This window comes from Sporolactobacillus spathodeae (assembly GCF_016908935.1).
Classification (GTDB): domain Bacteria; phylum Bacillota; class Bacilli; order Bacillales; family Sporolactobacillaceae; genus Sporolactobacillus; species Sporolactobacillus spathodeae.
Genome location: NZ_JAFBEV010000019.1, coordinates 23,467 through 44,386 on the forward strand (window position 1 = coordinate 23,467; position 20,920 = coordinate 44,386).

General features: G+C 46.8%; 30 protein-coding genes. All 30 read left to right on the forward strand.

From position 1 onward, the window contains the following. Positions 1-52: 52 nt before the first annotated feature. Positions 53-3,679 carry a DNA-directed RNA polymerase subunit beta' gene (gene rpoC / locus JOC27_RS09845; protein WP_205007123.1) on the forward strand — a complete coding sequence of 1,209 codons (3,627 nt, stop codon included), beginning with the start codon at positions 53-55 and terminating at the stop codon, positions 3,677-3,679. Between the two features lie 81 nt (positions 3,680-3,760). Beyond that, a complete protein-coding gene (locus JOC27_RS09850) occupies positions 3,761-4,012 on the forward strand; it encodes a 50S ribosomal protein L7ae-like protein (RefSeq protein ID WP_205007124.1) in 252 nt (83 codons plus the stop codon). 99 nt (positions 4,013-4,111) lie between these two features. Further along, on the forward strand, positions 4,112-4,525 hold the full coding sequence (rpsL, locus tag JOC27_RS09855; RefSeq protein WP_205007125.1) for a 30S ribosomal protein S12: 414 nt from the start codon (positions 4,112-4,114) through the stop codon (positions 4,523-4,525). A gap of 30 nt (positions 4,526-4,555) precedes the next feature. Continuing rightward, positions 4,556-5,026, forward strand: coding sequence for a 30S ribosomal protein S7 (rpsG, locus tag JOC27_RS09860; RefSeq protein ID WP_205007126.1), 471 nt, complete (start codon positions 4,556-4,558; stop codon positions 5,024-5,026). A gap of 30 nt (positions 5,027-5,056) precedes the next feature. Continuing rightward, entirely contained in the window at positions 5,057-7,135 is a 2,079-nt protein-coding gene (gene fusA / locus JOC27_RS09865) for an elongation factor G (RefSeq protein WP_205007127.1), read from the forward strand. 132 nt (positions 7,136-7,267) lie between these two features. Beyond that, positions 7,268-8,455 (forward strand): elongation factor Tu, encoded by a 1,188-nt coding sequence (gene tuf, locus JOC27_RS09870; protein WP_205007128.1) that lies wholly within the window; start codon positions 7,268-7,270, stop codon positions 8,453-8,455. 514 nt (positions 8,456-8,969) lie between these two features. Next, the gene (rpsJ, locus tag JOC27_RS09875) at positions 8,970-9,278 is read left to right on the forward strand and encodes a 30S ribosomal protein S10 (protein WP_010024543.1); all 309 of its coding nucleotides are present in this window, start codon (positions 8,970-8,972) and stop codon (positions 9,276-9,278) included. A 33-nt stretch (positions 9,279-9,311) separates the two neighbouring features. Next, on the forward strand, positions 9,312-9,950 hold the full coding sequence (gene rplC / locus JOC27_RS09880; RefSeq protein WP_205007129.1) for a 50S ribosomal protein L3: 639 nt from the start codon (positions 9,312-9,314) through the stop codon (positions 9,948-9,950). A 17-nt stretch (positions 9,951-9,967) separates the two neighbouring features. After that, a complete protein-coding gene (gene rplD / locus JOC27_RS09885; protein ID WP_205007130.1) occupies positions 9,968-10,591 on the forward strand; it encodes a 50S ribosomal protein L4 in 624 nt (207 codons plus the stop codon). Next, the gene (gene rplW / locus JOC27_RS09890; RefSeq protein ID WP_205007131.1) at positions 10,591-10,884 is read left to right on the forward strand and encodes a 50S ribosomal protein L23; all 294 of its coding nucleotides are present in this window, start codon (positions 10,591-10,593) and stop codon (positions 10,882-10,884) included. The genes rplD and rplW overlap by 1 nt, the downstream gene beginning before the upstream one ends. Before the next feature lie 28 nt (positions 10,885-10,912). Further along, positions 10,913-11,746 carry a 50S ribosomal protein L2 gene (gene rplB / locus JOC27_RS09895; protein WP_205007132.1) on the forward strand — a complete coding sequence of 278 codons (834 nt, stop codon included), beginning with the start codon at positions 10,913-10,915 and terminating at the stop codon, positions 11,744-11,746. 38 nt (positions 11,747-11,784) lie between these two features. Then, entirely contained in the window at positions 11,785-12,066 is a 282-nt protein-coding gene (rpsS, locus tag JOC27_RS09900) for a 30S ribosomal protein S19 (protein ID WP_205007133.1), read from the forward strand. 17 nt (positions 12,067-12,083) lie between these two features. Continuing rightward, positions 12,084-12,425, forward strand: coding sequence for a 50S ribosomal protein L22 (gene rplV / locus JOC27_RS09905; RefSeq protein WP_205007134.1), 342 nt, complete (start codon positions 12,084-12,086; stop codon positions 12,423-12,425). Between the two features lie 3 nt (positions 12,426-12,428). Further along, entirely contained in the window at positions 12,429-13,088 is a 660-nt protein-coding gene (gene rpsC / locus JOC27_RS09910; protein WP_205007135.1) for a 30S ribosomal protein S3, read from the forward strand. 2 nt (positions 13,089-13,090) lie between these two features. Beyond that, entirely contained in the window at positions 13,091-13,525 is a 435-nt protein-coding gene (gene rplP, locus JOC27_RS09915) for a 50S ribosomal protein L16 (RefSeq protein ID WP_205007136.1), read from the forward strand. Continuing rightward, positions 13,515-13,718 carry a 50S ribosomal protein L29 gene (rpmC, locus tag JOC27_RS09920; RefSeq protein ID WP_205007137.1) on the forward strand — a complete coding sequence of 68 codons (204 nt, stop codon included), beginning with the start codon at positions 13,515-13,517 and terminating at the stop codon, positions 13,716-13,718. Before rplP ends, rpmC begins: the two co-directional genes overlap by 11 nt. Positions 13,719-13,734: 16 nt before the next feature. Further along, positions 13,735-14,007 carry a 30S ribosomal protein S17 gene (gene rpsQ, locus JOC27_RS09925; protein ID WP_205007138.1) on the forward strand — a complete coding sequence of 91 codons (273 nt, stop codon included), beginning with the start codon at positions 13,735-13,737 and terminating at the stop codon, positions 14,005-14,007. A gap of 40 nt (positions 14,008-14,047) precedes the next feature. Then, on the forward strand, positions 14,048-14,416 hold the full coding sequence (gene rplN / locus JOC27_RS09930; protein ID WP_205007139.1) for a 50S ribosomal protein L14: 369 nt from the start codon (positions 14,048-14,050) through the stop codon (positions 14,414-14,416). Between the two features lie 44 nt (positions 14,417-14,460). Continuing rightward, complete coding sequence (gene rplX / locus JOC27_RS09935) at positions 14,461-14,769, forward strand: 50S ribosomal protein L24 (RefSeq protein WP_205007168.1); 309 nt, start codon at positions 14,461-14,463, stop codon at positions 14,767-14,769. Positions 14,770-14,797: 28 nt separating this feature from the next. Further along, positions 14,798-15,337: a 50S ribosomal protein L5 gene (rplE, locus tag JOC27_RS09940; RefSeq protein ID WP_205007140.1), complete on the forward strand. Its 540-nt coding sequence runs from the start codon at positions 14,798-14,800 to the stop codon at positions 15,335-15,337. A 24-nt stretch (positions 15,338-15,361) separates the two neighbouring features. Next, positions 15,362-15,547 carry a type Z 30S ribosomal protein S14 gene (locus tag JOC27_RS09945; protein WP_205007141.1) on the forward strand — a complete coding sequence of 62 codons (186 nt, stop codon included), beginning with the start codon at positions 15,362-15,364 and terminating at the stop codon, positions 15,545-15,547. A 33-nt stretch (positions 15,548-15,580) separates the two neighbouring features. Then, entirely contained in the window at positions 15,581-15,979 is a 399-nt protein-coding gene (gene rpsH / locus JOC27_RS09950; RefSeq protein WP_205007142.1) for a 30S ribosomal protein S8, read from the forward strand. 27 nt (positions 15,980-16,006) lie between these two features. Beyond that, the gene (gene rplF, locus JOC27_RS09955; RefSeq protein WP_205007143.1) at positions 16,007-16,543 is read left to right on the forward strand and encodes a 50S ribosomal protein L6; all 537 of its coding nucleotides are present in this window, start codon (positions 16,007-16,009) and stop codon (positions 16,541-16,543) included. Between the two features lie 97 nt (positions 16,544-16,640). Then, positions 16,641-17,003 carry a 50S ribosomal protein L18 gene (rplR, locus tag JOC27_RS09960; protein ID WP_205007144.1) on the forward strand — a complete coding sequence of 121 codons (363 nt, stop codon included), beginning with the start codon at positions 16,641-16,643 and terminating at the stop codon, positions 17,001-17,003. A 15-nt stretch (positions 17,004-17,018) separates the two neighbouring features. Beyond that, complete coding sequence (rpsE, locus tag JOC27_RS09965) at positions 17,019-17,522, forward strand: 30S ribosomal protein S5 (protein WP_205007145.1); 504 nt, start codon at positions 17,019-17,021, stop codon at positions 17,520-17,522. Positions 17,523-17,538: 16 nt separating this feature from the next. After that, the gene (gene rpmD, locus JOC27_RS09970; RefSeq protein ID WP_205007146.1) at positions 17,539-17,727 is read left to right on the forward strand and encodes a 50S ribosomal protein L30; all 189 of its coding nucleotides are present in this window, start codon (positions 17,539-17,541) and stop codon (positions 17,725-17,727) included. 34 nt (positions 17,728-17,761) lie between these two features. Beyond that, on the forward strand, positions 17,762-18,202 hold the full coding sequence (gene rplO, locus JOC27_RS09975) for a 50S ribosomal protein L15 (RefSeq protein ID WP_205007147.1): 441 nt from the start codon (positions 17,762-17,764) through the stop codon (positions 18,200-18,202). Further along, on the forward strand, positions 18,202-19,488 hold the full coding sequence (gene secY, locus JOC27_RS09980) for a preprotein translocase subunit SecY (RefSeq protein ID WP_205007148.1): 1,287 nt from the start codon (positions 18,202-18,204) through the stop codon (positions 19,486-19,488). The genes rplO and secY overlap by 1 nt, the downstream gene beginning before the upstream one ends. Before the next feature lie 27 nt (positions 19,489-19,515). Further along, on the forward strand, positions 19,516-20,169 hold the full coding sequence (locus JOC27_RS09985) for an adenylate kinase (RefSeq protein ID WP_205007149.1): 654 nt from the start codon (positions 19,516-19,518) through the stop codon (positions 20,167-20,169). Beyond that, on the forward strand, positions 20,166-20,915 hold the full coding sequence (gene map, locus JOC27_RS09990; RefSeq protein WP_205007150.1) for a type I methionyl aminopeptidase: 750 nt from the start codon (positions 20,166-20,168) through the stop codon (positions 20,913-20,915). Before JOC27_RS09985 ends, map begins: the two co-directional genes overlap by 4 nt. Positions 20,916-20,920: the final 5 nt, after the last annotated feature.

The window sequence follows — 20,920 nt, forward strand, 5'->3', positions numbered from 1 at the left end:
AAAACGGGTGGCGTAAGAACCATACACTGAAAATATAAGGGAGGTTGCCCCCTTGCTGGATGTTAATAAATTTGAGTTCATGAAGATTGGTTTAGCATCACCGGATAAAATCCGCTCTTGGTCGCATGGCGAGGTCAAAAAACCGGAAACGATCAATTACAGGACACTTAAACCTGAAAAGGATGGTCTGTTCTGCGAAAGGATTTTTGGACCGACAAAAGACTGGGAATGTCATTGTGGTAAGTACAAACGCGTTCGCTATAAAGGCGTTGTCTGCGACCGATGCGGCGTCGAGGTCACACGGGCGAAAGTCCGCCGTGAACGCATGGGACACATTGAATTGGCAGCCCCTGTGTCGCATATCTGGTATTTTAAAGGAATTCCGAGCCGCATGGGTCTGCTGCTTGACATGTCCCCACGCGCTCTTGAAGAAGTTATTTACTTTGCTTCATACGTAGTCATTGAACCTGGCGATACACCTTTGGAGAAAAAGCAATTGCTTTCTGAAAAGGAATACCGCAGCTATCGTGAAAAATACAGCAATGCCTTCAAAGCAGGCATGGGCGCCGAATCAATTAAGAAGTTGTTGCAAGATGTTGATCTGGACAAAGAGTCAGCAGCCCTGCAGGATGAACTGAAATCAGTTCAAGGCCAACGAAGGACCCGCGCGGTGAAAAGACTGGAAGTTATTGAAGCCTTCCGCGAATCCGGCAATGAACCATCTTGGATGATCTTGGACGTTCTGCCGGTTATTCCGCCGGAACTGCGTCCAATGGTACAGTTAGACGGCGGACGCTTCGCAACGTCCGATTTAAACGACCTGTACCGACGGGTAATTAACCGTAACAACCGACTGAAGCGGCTGCTTGAACTGGGTGCGCCGAGCATTATCGTTCAAAACGAAAAGCGTATGCTTCAGGAAGCGGTCGACTCTCTGATCGACAACGGCCGTCGTGGTCGTCCGGTTACCGGTCCTGGCAACCGTCCACTCAAATCCCTATCCCATATGCTTAAAGGGAAACAGGGGCGTTTCCGTCAGAACCTGCTCGGAAAACGTGTCGATTATTCAGGACGTTCAGTTATCGCGGTTGGGCCAAGCCTGCATATGTATCAATGTGGTCTGCCGAAAGAAATGGCTATTGAATTGTTCAAGCCGTTTGTCATGAAGGAATTGGTCAGCCGTGGGATTACCAATAATATCAAGAGCGCAAAACGCAAAGTTGAGAAGCTGAGTCCAGATATCTGGGGCGTTCTCGAAGACGTCATCAAGGAACATCCAGTGCTTCTGAACCGTGCGCCAACGCTGCACCGACTCGGCATCCAGGCATTCGAACCGACGATTGTCGAAGGACGCGCCATTCGTCTACACCCGCTCGTTTGTACAGCATATAACGCTGACTTCGACGGTGACCAGATGGCTGTTCACGTGCCGCTTTCGGGCGAAGCACAAGCTGAAGCTCGTCTGTTGATGCTTGGCGCCCAGAACATTCTGAATCCAAAGGATGGCAAGCCGATTGTTACACCGTCTCAGGACATGGTGCTCGGTAACTATTACCTGACTTTGGAACGTAAAGGGGCAACGGGTGAAGGCAAAGTATTCAAAGATGATGATGAAGTGATGCTTGCTTATCAGAACGGTTATGTACATCTGCATTCCCGTATCGCGATTCCAGCATCTGCTACACATAATCCGACCTTTACGGAAGAACAGAATAAGAAATACTTGCTGACAACGGTAGGTAAAATTATTTTTAACCATATTCTGCCGCCAGCATTCCCTTATATCAACGAACCGACGGATGCCAACTTGCAAGTAGCAACGCCCGATAAATATTTTGTGGCGATGGGTTCGGATGTTCCAAAAGTGATTGCTGAACGTGATGAGATTCCGCCTTTTAAAAAGGGTTATCTCGGACATATTATCGCGGAAGTGTTCAAGCGATATAAAGTGACTGAGACGTCCAAATTCCTGGACAGACTGAAAGCTCTCGGCTTCCAGTATTCAACGAAGGCCGGTATTACCGTTGGTGTATCCGATGTTATCGTCCTTCCGGAAAAACAGGAAATTCTATCTGCTGCAGAAGACAATGTCGAGAAAGTGACCAAACAGTTCCGACGCGGGCTGATCACGGAAGATGAACGCTATGAACGTATTGTCGGTATTTGGAGCGACGCAAAAGACACGATTCAGTCGAAACTGATGGACTCCCTGGAAAAAACGAACCCGATTTTCATGATGAGTGATTCTGGGGCTCGTGGTAACGCTTCGAACTTCACACAGCTCGCTGGTATGCGTGGATTGATGGCTGACCCTTCAGGCCGAATTATCGAACTACCAATTATCTCCAGTTTCCGTGAAGGTTTGACCGTCCTAGAATACTTTATCTCGACGCACGGCGCGCGCAAAGGTTTGGCGGATACCGCGTTGAAAACGGCAAACTCAGGTTATCTGACCCGTCGTCTTGTCGATGTTGCTCAGGACGTCATTGTTCGTGAAGATGACTGCGGAACTGATCGCGGCATCGTTGTCCGTTCGATTCGTGAAGGCACAGAAGAAATCGAAAGTCTTTATGATCGTTTGGTAGGCCGTACATCCAATCAGACGGTTTACCATCCGGATACGGATGAAATCCTCGTTCAAAAAAATGAATTGATAACAGAAGACATGGCATCTAAAATTGTCGACGCCGGCATTGAGGAAGTAGAAATTCGTACTGTATTTACGTGCGAGACGCGTCATGGTGTCTGCAAGAAATGCTATGGTCGTAACCTTGCGACGGGTTCGACAGTTGAAGTCGGAGAAGCTGTTGGTATCATCGCGGCTCAATCAATTGGTGAACCAGGTACCCAGCTGACGATGCGTACCTTCCATACGGGCGGTGTTGCCGGTGATGACATCACGCAAGGTCTCCCACGTATTCAAGAATTGTTTGAGGCCCGCAACCCTAAAGGGCAGGCTACTATTTCAGAAATCGACGGTGTGGTCACCTCGCTGACTGAACTGAAAGATAAGCGTGAGTTGGTTGTCAAAGGTGTATTGGAAACACGAACCTATACGATTCCGCTCAGCGCGCGTATGAAAGTCGGCGAAGGCAGCGAAGTCAAGGCTGGTGCGCCGCTGAATGAAGGTTCTATTGATCCGAAGGAACTGCTTCATGTTGTCGGTCTACGTGGTGTTCAGAACTATCTGCTTCGCGAAGTGCAGAAAGTATATCGGATGCAGGGTGTTGAAATCGGCGACAAGCATATCGAGGTTATGGTGCGTCAGATGATGCGTAAGATTCGTGTGCTTGATAGTGGGGATACGAGTGTTCTTCCAGGAGCGTTAATTGATATTCATCGTTTCAAAGATGACAACCGTGATGTGCTGCTTGCACGCAAGAATCCGGCGACTGGTCATCCGGTACTGCTCGGGATTACAAAAGCCGCTCTTGAAACAGAATCCTTCCTGTCTGCAGCGTCTTTCCAGGAAACAACGCGCGTGCTGACTGACGCAGCAATTAAAGGCAAGGTAGACGAACTTGTTGGTTTGAAGGAAAATGTTACAATCGGTAAGTTGATTCCTGCAGGAACTGGTATGGCCAAATATCGCAACATCGTACCAGTGACAGCGGATGAATTGGAAAAAGAAGCCAAAGAAAGCAAGGACGACGCAGAACTGATTAATCAAGAAAGCTGATCAGCTGTTGACACAGACTTTCTCTGATGCTATTATATCTGAGTGTTCTTGCACACTGGTTACTTTGGAGGATATATTTTGATGTCTTATGAAAAAGTGACACAAGCAAAGAACGGAATTATTATTGGCACGAAACAAGCGCTGAAAGCACTGAAGGAAAACCGCGTCGCAGAAGTGATTATTGCTGAAGATGCGGATGTCCGCGTGACCAATAAAATACTGACTCTAGCGGAAGAACTTGATGTGCCGGTGCATGTCGTTGATTCGATGAAGAAGCTCGGTCAGGCTTGCGGTATTGAAGTCGGGGCATCGGCCGTCGCGATAAAAAAATAATGTTTTTGCGGGAGACATCTCCTGCAAAAACAATTTTTTGCGAAAAAAAGGAACCGCCTGGATCAGTGGTATTAGAATATTGAAAGGAGGAACAGGTAAATGCCTACAATTAATCAATTAATTCGTCAGGGACGTAAGTCAAAAATCAAGAAATCCACTTCACCTGCTCTGAACAGAGGGTACAACAGTTTTAAGAAATCATTAACGAATGATTTCGCGCCGCAGAAACGAGGCGTGTGCACACGTGTTGGCACACTGACCCCTAAGAAACCGAACTCTGCGCTCCGTAAATATGCGCGTGTCCGTCTGTCCAACAACATTGAAGTGAACGCCTATATTCCGGGTATCGGTCACAACCTTCAGGAACACAGTGTTGTGCTGATCCGTGGCGGACGTGTCAAAGACCTTCCTGGTGTGCGTTATCACGTTATCCGCGGCGCACTCGATACGGCAAGCGTTGTCGATCGGAAGCAAAGCCGCTCGAAATACGGCGCAAAGAGACCGAAAGGTTAATCATAGAACAAGTAGAAAGGAGGAACTATTATGCCTAGAAAAGGTCCTGTTGAAAGACGTGACGTACTGCCTGACCCGCTTTATAATTCCAAGCTGGTTACACGGCTGATCAATCGTATTATGAAAGATGGCAAAAGAGGTAAAGCACAAACGATCCTCTATGATGCCTTTGATTTAATTAAGGAACGCGCGAACCAAGAACCTATGGAAGTGTTCGAACAGGCATTGAAGAATGTTATGCCCGTTCTTGAAGTAAAAGCTCGCCGTGTCGGAGGTTCTAACTACCAGGTGCCGGTAGAAGTTCGTCCGGAACGCCGCACGACTCTCGGTCTGCGTTATCTGGTTAATTATTCGAGACTTCGCGGTGAAAAGACAATGGTTGAACGTTTGGCCAACGAAATTATCGATGCATCAAACAACACGGGTGCTTCGGTAAAGAAACGCGAAGATATGCACAAGATGGCGGAAGCAAACAAAGCATTCGCTCATTATCGTTGGTAATTATCCAAACTATAGGAAGGAGAGAAAATCATGGCAAGGGAATTCTCCTTGGAAAATACGCGTAATATCGGTATTATGGCGCATATTGATGCGGGTAAAACGACAACGACTGAACGTATTCTTTTCTATTCCGGCCGTATTCACAAAATTGGTGAAACCCATGAAGGGGCTTCACAGATGGACTGGATGGACCAGGAAAAAGAACGTGGAATTACGATCACGTCTGCTGCGACGACTGCTCAATGGAAGAATCATCGGATTAACATCATCGATACGCCAGGACACGTCGATTTCACGGTTGAAGTTGAACGTTCCCTGCGTGTCCTTGACGGCGCAGTAACGGTTCTTGACGCACAGTCCGGAGTGGAACCGCAGACGGAAACTGTTTGGCGTCAGGCGACAACTTATGGCGTTCCGAGAATCGTATTCGTCAATAAGATGGATAAGATTGGTGCCAACTTTCTCTATTCATGCAAGACATTGCATGAAAGGCTGCAGGCCAATGCACACCCGATTCAGTTGCCAATGGGCGCTGAAGACGACTATAAGGGCGAAATCGACCTTGTAACGATGAAAGCTTATATCTACGAAGATGACCTTGGTTCAATTATTGATGCGGAAGAAATTCCGGATGAATATAAGGAACAGGCAGAAGAATACCATGACAAGTTGATTGAAGCGGTTGCTGATGTCGACGATGACATCATGGAAAAATATCTTGGCGGCGAGGAAATCTCGATTGACGAGCTGAAAGCTGCCATTCGTAAAGCGACTTGTGCCGTTAAGTTCTATCCGGTACTTTGCGGTACGGCTTTCAAGAATAAGGGCGTGCAACACGTGCTGGATGCCACTATCGACTACCTGCCGTCTCCAGTCGACGTTCCAGCGATTAAGGGAACGCTGCCGGACTCTGGCGAAGAAGTCGAACGTCCAGCCGATGACAATGCGCCATTTGCCGCTTTGGCCTTCAAAGTTATGACTGATCCATTTGTCGGTAAACTGACCTTCTTCCGCGTTTATTCAGGTACGGCGGAAGCCGGTTCTTATGTGCAGAACTCAACGAAGGATGCACGTGAACGCCTTGGTCGTATTCTTCAAATGCATGCCAATCACCGTAGTGAAATCAAAAAGGTTTACTCGGGCGATATTGCCGCGGCTGTTGGTTTGAAGAACACAACAACTGGCGACACGCTCTGCGATGAAGGAAACCTGATTGTTCTTGAATCGATGGAATTCCCTGACCCGGTTATCCACGTGGCTATCGAACCGAAATCGAAAGCCGATCAGGATAAAATGGGTATCGCTTTGGCTAAACTGGCTGAAGAAGATCCGACTTTCAAAACACATACTGACGAAGAAACGGGACAGACGATTATTGGTGGTATGGGTGAACTTCACTTGGATATCATCGTTGACCGTATGCGCCGCGAATTCAAAGTTGATGCAAACGTCGGCAATCCGCAGGTTGCTTACCGTGAAACGCTGACAAAAGCAGGACGCGCTGAAGGTAAGTTTATCCGGCAGTCCGGTGGCCGCGGCCAGTATGGTCACGTTTGGATTGAATTCGAACCGCTCAAAGAGGGCGAAGGCTTTGTCTTTGAAAATAAGATCGTCGGCGGTGTTGTTCCTCGCGAATACATCCCAGCGGTTGAACAAGGTTTGAAAGAAGCATTGCAAAACGGTCTGCTCGCCGGATACCCACTTATCGATGTCAAAGCCGCATTGGTTGACGGTTCTTACCACGATGTCGATTCCAGTGAAATGGCCTTCAAAATTGCTGCTTCGATGGCATTGAAGAGTGCAAAAGGCGTCTGCGCGCCAGTTATCCTTGAACCGATTATGAAGGTAGAAGTCAGCATGCCGGAAGAATATCTCGGCGATATCATGGGCGACATCACGAGCCGTCGCGGTCGTGTGGATGGTATGGAAGCACGTGCCGGCGCTCAGGTTGTATCCGCTCATGTGCCGCTCTCTGAAATGTTCGGCTATGCGACAACGCTTCGTTCATCAACACAGGGACGCGGAACGTTCACGATGCAATTCGATCACTATGAACAAGTTCCGAAGAGCGTCAGCGAAGAAATTATTAAGAAAGCAACGGGTGAATAATTTTCGCCGGATTGCCTGATTGTCACACTTTGTTTTTTATTGTAAGCTAAGGAGTAGGACATGCTTCGTGTCCGTTACCTTACTGCATATAAATTAAACTTTGCTATCAGAATTAAAGGAGGATATAAATCCATGGCTAAAGAACATTATGAACGCACAAAACCGCATGTTAACATCGGCACAATCGGTCACGTTGACCACGGTAAAACAACTCTGACTGCTGCGATTACAACTGTACTTGCAAAACAAGGCAAGGCTCAGGCTCGCGCTTATGATTCAATCGACGGCGCTCCGGAAGAAAGAGAACGTGGTATCACGATTTCCACGGCTCACGTTGAATATGAAACAGATACGCGTCACTATGCACACGTTGACTGCCCAGGACACGCTGACTATGTTAAAAACATGATCACCGGTGCTGCACAGATGGACGGTGCCATCCTCGTTGTTTCCGCTGTCGATGGCCCGATGCCTCAGACGCGTGAACACATCCTGCTTGCTCATCAGGTAGACGTGCCTTCTATCGTAGTCTTCCTGAACAAAACAGACCAGGTCGACGATCCTGAACTTCTTGAACTCGTTGAAATGGAAGTTCGTGACCTTCTGTCCGAATACGATTATCCGGGTGATGATGTTCCGGTTATCAAGGGTTCTGCTTTGAAAGCATTGCAAGGCGATCCTGAAGAAGAAAAACACATCCTCGAATTGATGGATGCTGTTGACGAATACATCCCGACACCTGCTCGTGAAACTGACAAGCCGTTCATGATGCCTATCGAAGACGTATTCTCGATCACAGGTCGTGGTACAGTTGCAACTGGCCGTGTAGAACGTGGTACAGTTAAGATTGGTGACGAAGTTGAAATCCTCGGTTTGACTGAAGCACCGAAGAAAACGATCGTTACCGGCGTTGAAATGTTCCGTAAAACACTTGATTTCGCTGAAGCCGGCGACAATATCGGCGCACTGCTTCGTGGTGTTGGCCGTGAAGATGTTGAACGTGGCCAGGTTTTGATTAAACCAGGTACCGTTACGGCTCACAAGAAATTCAAAGCTCAGGTTTACGTTTTGAAAAAAGAAGAAGGCGGTCGTCATACTCCGTTCTTCACAAATTACCGTCCGCAATTCTACTTCAGGACGACTGACGTTACCGGAACCATTACTCTTCCGGAAGGAACAGAAATGGTAATGCCTGGCGATAACGTTGATATGACAGTGGAACTGATTGCGCCAATCGCCGTTGAAAAAGGTACGAAATTCACCGTTCGTGAAGGTGGCCGCACAGTAGGTGCCGGCTCTGTATCTGAAATCATCGAGTGATTTGTTTTTGAAAAGAGTGCCCCTAATCGGGCACTTTTTTTATACCCGTTTTTCAAAGAATAAAGCCGTGTATAAAAAATAGCTATGTGTAAATTTAATATTGTTTTTCTGACCGATGGCAATGTGTGAGACGCCTGCGGGAACAGCTGCCGGCGAGACCCCGCAGAATTTTGCCTGTACGAGAAGGCTCGCGGTGCGCGCGCGGCAAGCGAACATAAAAAAAATTATAATAACAAAGCCAAAAAAATAAGAGTGAGAAAGAGGATTGACGTGCAGCCCCACATCGAATCAATTTGACCTCTATTAAAAAACTCTTTATAATAGAAAGGCTGCTGATTAATGTAAGGAATACCTTGCTTTATATCGTGATTTCAGATATAATGGTATGGTTGGTTTTCAGCAATGATGCGAGAGGTTGCGGATACACCCGGCTCCTTTGCCAAGGCGGGGTAGACGGATATTTTCGCGGAGCAAGTCTATTTTTCAAAAATGGACGAAAAAAGGAGGGAATACAATGGCAAAGCAAAAGATTCGCATTCGTTTGAAGGCATATGATCATCGTATTTTAGATCAGTCCGCTGAAAAAATTGTGGAAACGGCAAAACGTTCTGGTGCAAAGGTATCTGGACCGATTCCGCTTCCGACTGAAAAGTCGATTTACACAATCCTGCGTGCTGTTCATAAATACAAGGACTCACGTGAACAATTCGAAATGCGTACGCACAAACGTTTAGTCGACATTGTTGAGCCAACACCGCAAACGGTAGATTCGTTGATGAGACTGGATCTTCCTTCAGGTGTGGACATTGAAATTAAATTATAATTACTTAACGTCAATTAACAGGAGGTGTTACGGATGACTAAAGGAATCTTAGGCAAAAAAATCGGCATGACTCAGATTTTTGCTGAGAATGGCGATGTAATCCCTGTAACGGTTATCGATGTTTCCGGCAACGTTGTACTGCAAAAGAAAACAGCTGAAACCGACGGATACGAAGCGGTTCAGATTGGATTCGACAACGTGAAAGCATCGCGCATTACCAAGCCGGCACAAGGTCACGCTGAAAAAGCAAAAGCGGAACCTAAGCGCTTCGTAAAGGAAATCCGTGATGTAAATCTTGACGAGTACGAACTCGGCCAAGAAGTTGCTGCAACAACATTCAAAGTAGGCGAAATTGTCGATGTAACCGGCACGTCAAAAGGTAAAGGCTACCAAGGCCCTATCAAGCGCAACAATCAGTCGCGCGGACCGATGGCACACGGTTCCCGTTACCATCGTCGTCCAGGTTCTATGGGTGTTATCGACCCAGCTCACGTTTTCAAAGGCAAAAAGCTCGCCGGACGTATGGGCGGAGAAACGATTACAGTTCAGAACCTCGAGATTGCCAAAGTTGACGCAGAACGCCATTTGCTGCTGATCCGCGGAAACGTGCCAGGCGCAAAGAAGAGCTACATCGTGATTAAATCTGCTTTGAAAGCAGCAGAAGCTAAATAAGAAAGGAGGATGCTTCCATGCCAAAATTAAGTGTTTTTGATCAAAAAGGTGCTGAAGTAGGAAATGTTGAGCTGGCTGATTCTGTTTTTGGAATTACGCCAAATGAACATGTTGTCTACCAGGCAATCGTTATGCAACAGGCATCGCGCCGTCAAGGCACACATGCTGTAAAAAATCGCTCGGCTGTCCGCGGCGGTGGACGCAAGCCTTGGAAACAAAAAGGAACCGGCCGCGCGCGTCAGGGTTCTATTCGTTCGCCTCAGTGGGTTGGCGGCGGTACTGTTTTTGGACCGACTCCGCGCAGCTACGCTTACAAACTGCCGAAGAAAGCGCGTCGTCTCGCTATCAAGTCCGTATTGTCTGAAAAAGTAGTCGATAACGATCTTATTGTATTGGATGGTTTGGCATTCGATGCACCAAAGACAAAAGATTTTATCGCTGTTTTGAAAAATCTTTCCGTATCGGAAAAGGCACTTGTTGTCACTCAGGATTTTGATGATAACGTCATTCTTTCTTCCCGGAATATCCCAGGTGTGACGGTGCTTACGGCAACTGAAGTCAACGTTCTTGATGTTGTTGCACATAACAAGCTGATTGTGACAAAAGAAGCTGCCGAAAAGCTTGAGGAGGTGCTTGGATAATGAAAGATCCACGCGATGTCATTAAGCGCCCCGTGCTGACTGAACGGACAACTGATCAGATGGCCGACAAGAAGTACACCTTTGAAGTTGACCGTCGTTCCAATAAGTCTGAAATCAAACGTGCGGTTGAAGAAATTTTTGATGTTAAAGTTGTTAAAATCAACACGGTCAGCGTCAAGAGCAAGCCGAAACGTTATGGTCGTTACTCAGGCCATACATCTGAATGGAAAAAAGCAATTGTCACACTGACACCGGAAAGCAAAGAACTTGATTTCTATGGCTCCGGCGAATAAGAATCACTAAAGAAGGAGGTAATCGATCGTGCCACTTAAAAAGTACAAACCGACATCCAACGGTCGCAGGAATATGACATCGCTGGATTTCGCTGAAATTACAACAGACACGCCTGAAAAGTCGTTGTTGAAGAAGCTGCCGAAAAAAGCAGGACGCAACAACCAAGGTCGACTGACCGTTCGTCACCAGGGCGGCGGACATAAACGTCAGTACCGAGTTATTGATTTCAAAAGAAATAAGGATGGCGTACCAGGCAAAATTGCTACCATCGAATATGATCCGAACCGCACAGCAAATATTGCGCTTGTTCACTACGTTGATGGTGAAAAACGCTATATTATTGCACCAAAAGGTTTGAAGGTCGGCACACAGATCATGTCCGGCGTCGATGCCGACATCAAGGTTGGAAATGCGCTGCCGCTGAAAAACATTCCTGTAGGTACCGTGGTTCACAATATTGAGTTGAAACCTGGCAAAGGCGCACAGCTCGTTCGTTCCGCCGGAACTTCAGCACAGATCCTTGGTAAGGAAGGCAAATATGTGCTTGTTCGCCTCGTATCTGGTGAAGTTCGCATGATTCTCGAAACCTGCCGCGCGACCATCGGACAGGTTGGCAATCTGGAACACGAACTCGTATCGGTCGGCAAGGCCGGACGTTCACGTTGGAAAGGCATTCGCCCGACGGTCCGTGGTTCTGTAATGAACCCGAACGATCACCCGCATGGTGGTGGTGAAGGTAAGGCACCTGTTGGACGCAAATCGCCAATGTCTCCTTGGGGCAAGCCGACGATGGGCTACAAGACACGGAGCAAGAAAAATCCGTCCGAACAATTTATTATTAGACATCGTAAGAAAAAATAAGTGCGGATAATCATTTAATTTTGGAAGGAGGCCTACCCATGAGCCGAAGCCTGAAAAAAGGACCTTTTGTTGATGATCATTTAATGACAAAAGTCGTTGCTCTGAATGAAAAAGACGAAAAGAGAGTCATTAAGACATGGTCACGCCGGTCGACGATTTTTCCTGATTTTATTGGTCACACCATCGCCGTATATGACGGACGCAAGCATGTGCCGGTTTATATCACGGAAGACATGGTAGGACATAAGCTGGGAGAATTCGCCCCAACCAGAACGTACCGTGGACATGCAGCTTCTGACAAGAAAACAAGCGCGCGCTAACGAAAGGAGGAACTATGATGCAAGCAAAAGCTGTTGCTAGACAAATTCGTATTGCTCCTCGTAAGGCACGTCTTGTCATCGATCTTATCAGGGGCAAAGATGTCGGATATGCTTTGGCTGTTCTGAAGAACACACAAAGGTCCGCATCACCGATTATTGAAAAAGTACTAAAATCCGCGATCGCCAATGCGGAACACAATTATGATATGGATACTGAAGACTTGTTTGTTGAAAAGGCATTTGTTGACGAAGGCGCGACACTGAAACGTTTCCGCCCGCGTGCACAAGGCCGTGCGAGCAAGATTAACAAACGCACAAGCCATATTACGATCGTCGTATCAGATAAAAAGGAGGGATAATGCGTGGGTCAAAAAATTAATCCGATTGGTTTCCGTATCGGTGTCATCCGTGACTGGGAATCCAAATGGTATGCTGACAAAAACTATGCGGAATATCTTCATGAAGATATTAAAATCCGTAAATATGTTGAAAATAGGCTGAAAGATGCTGCGGTTTCCTCTATTGAATTGGAACGTGCGGCAAATCGTATCAACATTACAATTCGTACCGCTAAACCGGGCATGGTTATTGGCAAAGGCGGTTCTGAAGTTGAAGAATTAAGAAAAGCGTTAAACGCATTGACAGGCAAACGCGTTCATGTCAATATCTTCGAAATCAAGCAGGCAGATCTTGACGCGAAACTTGTTGCTGAAAACATTGCACGTCAGCTCGAAGGCCGTATCTCTTGGCGTCGTGCTCAGAAACAGACGCTGCAAAGAGCAATGCGCGCAGGTGCTAAAGGGATTAAGACACAATGTGCCGGACGTCTGGGCGGTGCTGATATGGCTCGGACAGAGGATTACAGTGAAGGAACCGTTCCGCTGCATACGTTGCGGGCTGATATTGACTATGGTACTGCAGAAGCAGACACAACCTATGGCAAAATTGGCGTAAAAGTATGGATTTATCGCGGAGAAGTCCTTCCGACGAAAGGAACGACTAATAAGGAAGGAGGCAGATAACTATGTTAATGCCAAAACGTGTGAAATATCGCAGACAGCATCGAGGCAGAATGCGCGGCAAGACAAAGGGCGGCGCAGCAGTCACTTTCGGTGAATTCGGCTTGCAGGCACTTGAATCCGCATGGATCACAAGCCGCCAGATTGAAGCAGCCCGTATTGCTATGACTCGTTACATGAAGCGCGGTGGTAAAGTCTGGATTAAGATTTTCCCGCAGAAGTCTTATACAAAGAAACCTCTTGATGTCCGAATGGGTTCCGGTAAAGGTGCTCCTGAAGGATGGGTGGCTGTTGTTAAACCAGGACGTGTTCTTTTTGAAGTTGGCGGTGTTAGCGAAGAAGTGGCTGCGGAAGCGCTCCGACTTGCAAGCCATAAACTGCCGATTAAAACGAAATTCGTAAAACGCGAAGAAGTGGGTGGTGACGCAAATGAAGGCTGAAGAAATTCGTAATTTAAACACTGCCGAGGTTGAACAAAACATCAAGTCTTTGAAAGAAGAATTGTTTAATCTGCGTTTTCAACTTGCAACCGGACAATTGGAAAATCCCGCCCGTATTCGTGAAGTTCGTAAATCCATTGCTCGCGCGAAAACAATTTTGCGTGAACGTGAATTGAATGTCCAAAACAGCTGAAAAGGAGGTTATCTGAATGGCTGAAGAAACCCGTGTGAATCGGAAAAAGGTATTGACCGGCCGCGTTGTTTCAGACAAGATGGATAAAACCATTACTGTACTGGTTGAAACATACAAAAACCATCAACTGTACGGCAAGCATGTCAAATACTCCAAGAAATTCAAAGCACATGATGAACAGAATCAGGCCAAAGTTGGCGATATCGTGGAAATCATGGAAACTCGCCCGCTTTCCAAAGATAAACGTTTTCGTCTTGTGAAAATTGTTGAGGAATCCGTTATTATCTGATCGCGTGCTTTGTCACAGATCGAAGGGAGGTCACTAAGTTATGATCCAGCAAGAAAGCCGTTTGAAAGTTGCCGACAACTCGGGCGCTCGTGAAATTCTGACGATTAAAGTGCTTGGTGGTTCTGGCCGCAAAACAGCGAACATCGGCGATATTATTGTTGCTTCTGTAAAACAGGCAACACCAGGTGGCGTTGTCAAGAAAGGCGACGTTGTCAAAGCCGTCATTGTTCGCACGAAGCATGGCGTAAGAAGGACTGACGGTTCTTATATTCGTTTCGACGAAAATGCCGCAGTGTTGATTAAAGATGATAAGAGTCCGCGTGGAACACGTATCTTTGGGCCCGTTGCCCGTGAATTACGTGACGGACAATTTATGAAAATTGTATCTCTTGCACCGGAAGTATTGTAATTCCGAACCCTCAGGAAAAGGAGGTGCTGCGCGCCATGGCAAAACTGCATGTTAAAAAAGGCGATAAAGTCCAAGTCATTACCGGCAAGGATAAAGGCAAACAAGGTGTTATCCTTGCAGCTTATCCAGATAAGGAACGTGTGCTTGTTGAAGGTGTTAACATCATCAAAAAGCATTCTAAGCCGACTCAGGCAAGCCCACAAGGCGGTATCATTGAACGGGAAGCACCGATTCACGTGTCCAACGTGATGTTGCTTGACCCGAAAACAAATGAACCGACCCGCGTTGGTCATCAAGTGGTTGACGGTAAGAAAGTACGTGTTTCCAAAAAATCAGGCGAAGTGATTGACTGATCCCGCGATTAAGAAGGGAGGCAAACTCATGGGACGTTTAAAAGAAAAATATGAAAAAGAAGTCGTACCGGCTCTTGTTGAAAAATTCAATTACACATCTGTGATGCAGGTGCCGGCGATTGAAAAGATCGTTATCAATATGGGTGTCGGCGAAGCCGTTCACAATTCGAAAGTTCTGGATAGCGCTGTTGAAGATTTGACTGCTTTGTCCGGACAGAAACCGGTAATTACCCGCGCCAAGAAATCAATTGCTGCATTCAAGCTTCGTGAAGGCGTTGCTATCGGCGCAAAAGTCACATTGAGGAAAGATCGGATGTATGATTTCCTTGATAAATTGATTGCAGTGGCACTGCCGCGTGTTCGCGATTTCCGTGGTATCTCCAAAAAGGCTTTTGACGGCCGCGGTAATTATACGCTTGGTATCCGCGAACAATTGATTTTTCCGGAAATTGACTACGATAAGATTGACAAAGTACGCGGCATGGACATTGTCATTGTTACAAGTGCGAAGACGGATGAAGAAGCTTCAGCACTACTGACATTGCTTGGTATGCCTTTTACAAAATAATAATCGATAAGGAGGATATGAATTTTGGCAAAAACATCGATGCTTGTATCCGCACATCGCCCGAAGAAGTTTAAAGTGCAGGAATATACACGCTGTGAACGTTGTGGACGTCCTCATTCGGTTCTAAGGAAATTCAAATTATGCAGAATTTGTTTTCGCGAGCTTGCTTATAAGGGACAGATTCCTGGCGTCAGAAAATCCAGCTGGTAAAAATTAAGTCACAGGGAAGGAGGTCGAATTTGCATGGTCATGACAGATCCAATTGCAGATATGCTGACTCGCATTCGTAACGCAAATATTGTTCACCACGAACAGATTGAACTGCCGGGTTCCAGAATTAAAAAGGAAATCGCTGATATTCTGAAACGCGAAGGCTTTATTAAAGATGTTGAATATATCGAAGATGACAAGCAAGGTGTGCTTCGTTTGTTCTTGAAATATGGTGCAAATAAAGAACGTGTCATCTCGGGCCTGAAGAGGATTAGCAAACCGGGACTACGCGTGTATGCGAAGGCCGATGAAGTGCCGAAAGTACTTGGCGGTCTCGGAATTGCTATCGTTTCTACATCGAAGGGTGTCATTACGGACAAGGAAGCGCGTCAACAGAAGGTTGGCGGCGAAGTCCTCGCTTACATCTGGTAATTAGTAAAAAAGAATGGAGGTGTACTTATGTCTCGTATCGGTTTAAAACCTACAACAGTACCGGAGAATGTCACGGTTACGATTAACGGTCAGACAGTGACTGTTAAAGGTCCTAAGGGAGAATTGTCCCGTAAATTTCATCAGGATATGATCATCACGCATGAAGACAACTTGGTTAAAGTTGCGCGCCCGGATGATTCCAATCAACACAAGGCACTGCACGGAACGACGAGCAGCCTGATCAGCAATATGGTTCAGGGTGTTACTGCAGGATTTGTCAAGAACCTGGAACTTGTCGGCGTTGGTTACCGCGCTAGCAAAAAGGGTAATAACCTCGTACTTAACGTTGGTTATTCCCATCCGGTTGAAATCGTTCCTGAAGAAGGAATTGAAATCAATGTTGAAGGAAACAACAAAGTAATTGTTTCCGGAATCGACAAACAGCGTGTCGGCGAAGTTGCTGCTAACATTCGTTCCGTTCGTTCTCCGGAACCTTACAAGGGCAAAGGTATTCGCTATGAAGGCGAACATGTGCGCCGCAAGGAAGGTAAAACAGGTAAATAATTAGGTTGCCGTAAGGCCGGCCTTTGAAGAATTAAAGGGATGAGCATTACATCCCGCTATCCGAAAATTTGGACTGACTGGAAAGGAGCGACACAACATGATCACGAAGAAAGACAAAAATGCCATTCGTCAAAAAAGGCATTTACATGTCCGTCACCGGATTACCGGTACGAGCGAACGTCCGCGCCTGAACGTGTTCCGTTCTTCCAAGAATATTTATGCACAGTTGATTGATGATACGAAGGGTGTTACCCTCGTTTCTTCATCTTCACTTGATAAAGCTCTTGAGTTGGAAAAAGGCAGCGACGTTGCAGCAGCAAAAAAAGTTGGCGAAGTCATTGGCCAGCGTGCTCTTGAAAAGGGCATTGACACAGTTGTTTTTGACCGTAGCGGCTATCTCTATCACGGACGCGTTCAGGCAGTAGCTGAAGGCGCACGGGAAGCCGGATTGAAATTCTAATTAAGGAGGGAAACCATGGCTAACAATAATGATCGCAATAAATCAGAATTTGAAGAACGCGTCGTAACGATTAACCGCGTCGCCAAGGTTGTTAAAGGTGGACGCCGTTTCCGTTTTGCCGCATTGGTTGTTGTTGGTGACAAAAAAGGCAATGTAGGCTTCGGCATGGGTAAAGCACACGAAGTTCCAGAAGCTATCCGCAAAGCCATTGAAGATGCAAAGAAAAATGTATTCAATGTGCCGATCGTGCATACAACGATCCCGCACCAGGTTGTCGGCCATTCAGGAGCTGGTAGCGTACTCCTCAAACCGGCATCAGAAGGTACGGGAATTATCGCGGGCGGTCCTGTCCGCGCCGTGCTTGAACTTTCCGGCCTTGGCGATATTCTTTCGAAATCACTGGGTTCAAATAATCCGATTAACATGGTTCGTGCGACGGTTGAAGGTTTGAAAAGCCTGAAACGTGCAGAACATGTAGCTAAGCTTCGCGGTAAATCTGTTGAAGAGCTGATGGGCTAAGGAGGGAACAGCGATAATGGCTAAGAAATTGGAAATTACCCTCTCTCGCAGTGTGATCGGGACGCCGCAGAATCAGCGCGTAACTGTCCGCACACTTGGACTTAGGAAAACTTATCAGACAGTCGTTCAGGAAGACACACCTGCCATTCGTGGCATGGTGAACAAAGTCTCCCACTTGCTGACTGTTCGCGAATTAAACGATTAAAATCATACGATACTGAGAATAAGGAGGTGCCAAGATGAAACTCCATGAATTGAAACCTGCCGAAGGTTCGCGTGCGGCAAGAAAAAGAGTAGGCCGCGGTTATGGTTCCGGGCTTGGCAAAACATCTGGCAGAGGTCAAAAAGGACAGAAAGCCCGTTCAGGCGGTAATATCCGCCCTGGTTTTGAAGGCGGTCAATTGTCTCTGCTTCGTACGTTGCCTAAAAAGGGATTCAAGAATCCGACACGCAAAGTGTACACGATTGTCAATGTAGAACAGCTGAACCGTTTTGAAAACGGAACGGAAGTCACTCCGGAACTCTTGCTGGAAACACGCGTCATCAGGAAACTGAATGATGGTGTTAAAGTATTGGGCGAAGGCAAGCTGAATGCAAAGTTAACGGTGAAAGCCGCTAAATTTTCTGCTTCTGCCAAAGAAGCTATTGAAGCTGCCGGCGGAAACATTGAGGTGATCTGATGTTTCAGGTGCTTTCCAGTGTGTGGCGTGAAGCTGAGATTCGTAAGAAAATTATTTTTACATTGCTTATGCTTATTATTTTTCGGATTGGGACATTCATTCCCGTTCCGGGAATTAATACGGCAATGATTAATATCAGTGATTCCAGTGCCTTTGGTTTATTTAATACCTTTGGCGGCGGCGCGTTGCAAAACTTCTCCATTATTTCTATGGGGGTTATGCCTTATATCACTGCTTCCATCATCGTACAGTTGTTGCAGATGGATGTCGTGCCAAAGCTGACTGAATGGTCCAAACAAGGGGAAATGGGCAGGCGCAAGCTCAATCAGCTGACGCGTTATCTGACAATTGTCCTTGGCTTTATTGAAGCGCTAGGTTTATCCTATACGTTTAGTAAAAGTTATGCGGGCCTGGTCAGTGACCCGTCCATCTGGACATTTTTGATCATTGCTGCGGTATTGACAGCTGGTACAGCTTTTCTTGTCTGGCTTGGCGATCAAATTACGGCTTATGGTGTCGGAAACGGTATTTCGATTCTTATTTTTGCCGGAATTGTCGCTCGCATTCCGACGGCAGTCAATCAGATTTATGCTCAGCGCTTTGCTTCTTCAACCAACACATTTATGGAAGTGCTTGGGCTTCTGGCAATCATTGTTGTCGTTTTGCTAATTGTCGTAGGAACGATCTTCGTGCAACAAGGCATGCGAAAGATTCCCATTCAATATGCGAAACGGACAAATGGGACAACGACTTACAGCGTGGAACCGGCGCACTTGCCGATTAAGGTAAATGCTGCAGGCGTTATTCCAGTCATCTTTGCGATTTCTCTGATGATTACGCCGCCAACGATTGCCAACTTTTTTGGCAATAATACGGCGACACAATGGATTACCCGGATATTTGACTATTCGACTGTATATGGGATGCTTATCTACGCAGCGCTAATCATTGCGTTCACGTATTTCTACACCTTTGTACAGGTCAATCCGGAGAAGATGGCGAAAAACCTTGGCGAACAAGGTGGCTATATTCCAGGTATTCGTCCGGGGAAAAGTACTGAAAAATACATTACAAAAATTTTGTACCGTCTGACGTTTCTCGGTTCAATCTTTTTAACAGTTATCTCGCTTCTGCCGATTGTTTTCGGTGAAATAGGCGACCTGCCGACAAGTGCCAGAATCGGCGGCACGAGCTTGCTGATTGTTGTCGGTGTAGCCTTGGATACGATGAAGCGGATTGAGAGTCAGCTGGTCAAAAGAAATTACCGCGGCTTCATTAGAAGATAAAGCGCGGCAAGCGCACGGGAGGCAACAATGAATTTAATTTTAATGGGTCTGCCTGGCGCGGGAAAGGGAACGCAGGCGGAAAAAATTATTGAGGCATATGGTTTGCCGCATATTTCAACTGGCGATATGTTCCGCCAAGCCATTAAAGACGGAACTGCTTTGGGGAAGAAAGCAAAGTCTTTTATGGATAAAGGTGCCCTTGTACCGGATGAAGTGACCATCGGTATCGTTCGTGAAAGGCTCAGCAAGGAAGATTGCAAGAATGGCTTTATGCTGGATGGTTTTCCTCGAACGGTGTTCCAAGCTGAAGCGCTGGATAAGATTATGTCCGATCAAGGAAGCACAATTGATGCGGTTCTCAATATCACGGTTGATCCTGAGCAACTCATGGCACGGCTGACTGGCCGGCGGATTTGTTCAAATTGCGGTGCTACCTACCATCTTATCTATAATCCTCCAAAACAGGAGGGCGTTTGCGATAAGTGTGGTGGCGAGCTGAAGCAGCGTGTGGATGACAGTGCAGCAACTGTACGTGAACGGCTCAAAGTCAACATGGAACAACAGCAGCCGCTAATTACTTATTACACAGAGAAGCAACTGCTGAAACAAGTGGATGGCGATCAGGCAATCGATCAGGTGTTTAGCGAGATTTCCGCAATTCTCGGAGCTCTGTCCGTTTGATAACATTGAAGAGCGCGAAGGAAATCGATAAGATTCGAAAAGCCGGGAAAATTGTTTCGGAAGTGCTCGATGTGCTGAAGCGCCGCATCGATCCGGGTGTCCGAACAATCGAACTCGACGTACTGGCAGAGCGCTTAATCAAAGCTGCCGGGGCCCGGCCATCTTTCAAAGGCTTTGACGGTTATCAATATAGTATCTGCACTTCAGTGAACCATCAGCTCGCTCATGGAATACCTGGTTCATACGTTCTGCAGGATGGAGACCTGATCAGCATAGATATCGGTGCTGCATATGACGGTTATCATGCGGATTCCGCATGGACATTTCCTGTCGGCAAGGCCTCACCGGCCGGCCGTCGGCTGATGAAGGCAACCGAGGATGCGCTTTATCAAGGAATTGCCCGGGCGAAACCGGGCGCCCATCTGTCCGATATTTCTCATGCGGTGCAAACCTGTTCTGAGTCGTATGGATTTTCCGTCGTGCATGAACTGACGGGTCACGGTATCGGCCGCTCACTTCATGAAGATCCGGAGGTGCCGAATTTCGGCGAAGCCGGTCACGGTCCACTTCTTGTTCCCGGTATGGTGCTTGCCATCGAGCCACTTGTGAACGAGGGCAGTCGCTCCATCTGGATTGTGGAAGATGATGACTGGACGATCGAGACAGAAGACGGCAAATTGTGTGCGCACGATGAACACACATTGGTCATAACGGAAAATGGGAATGAAATCTTGACAAAGCAATAAGTGAA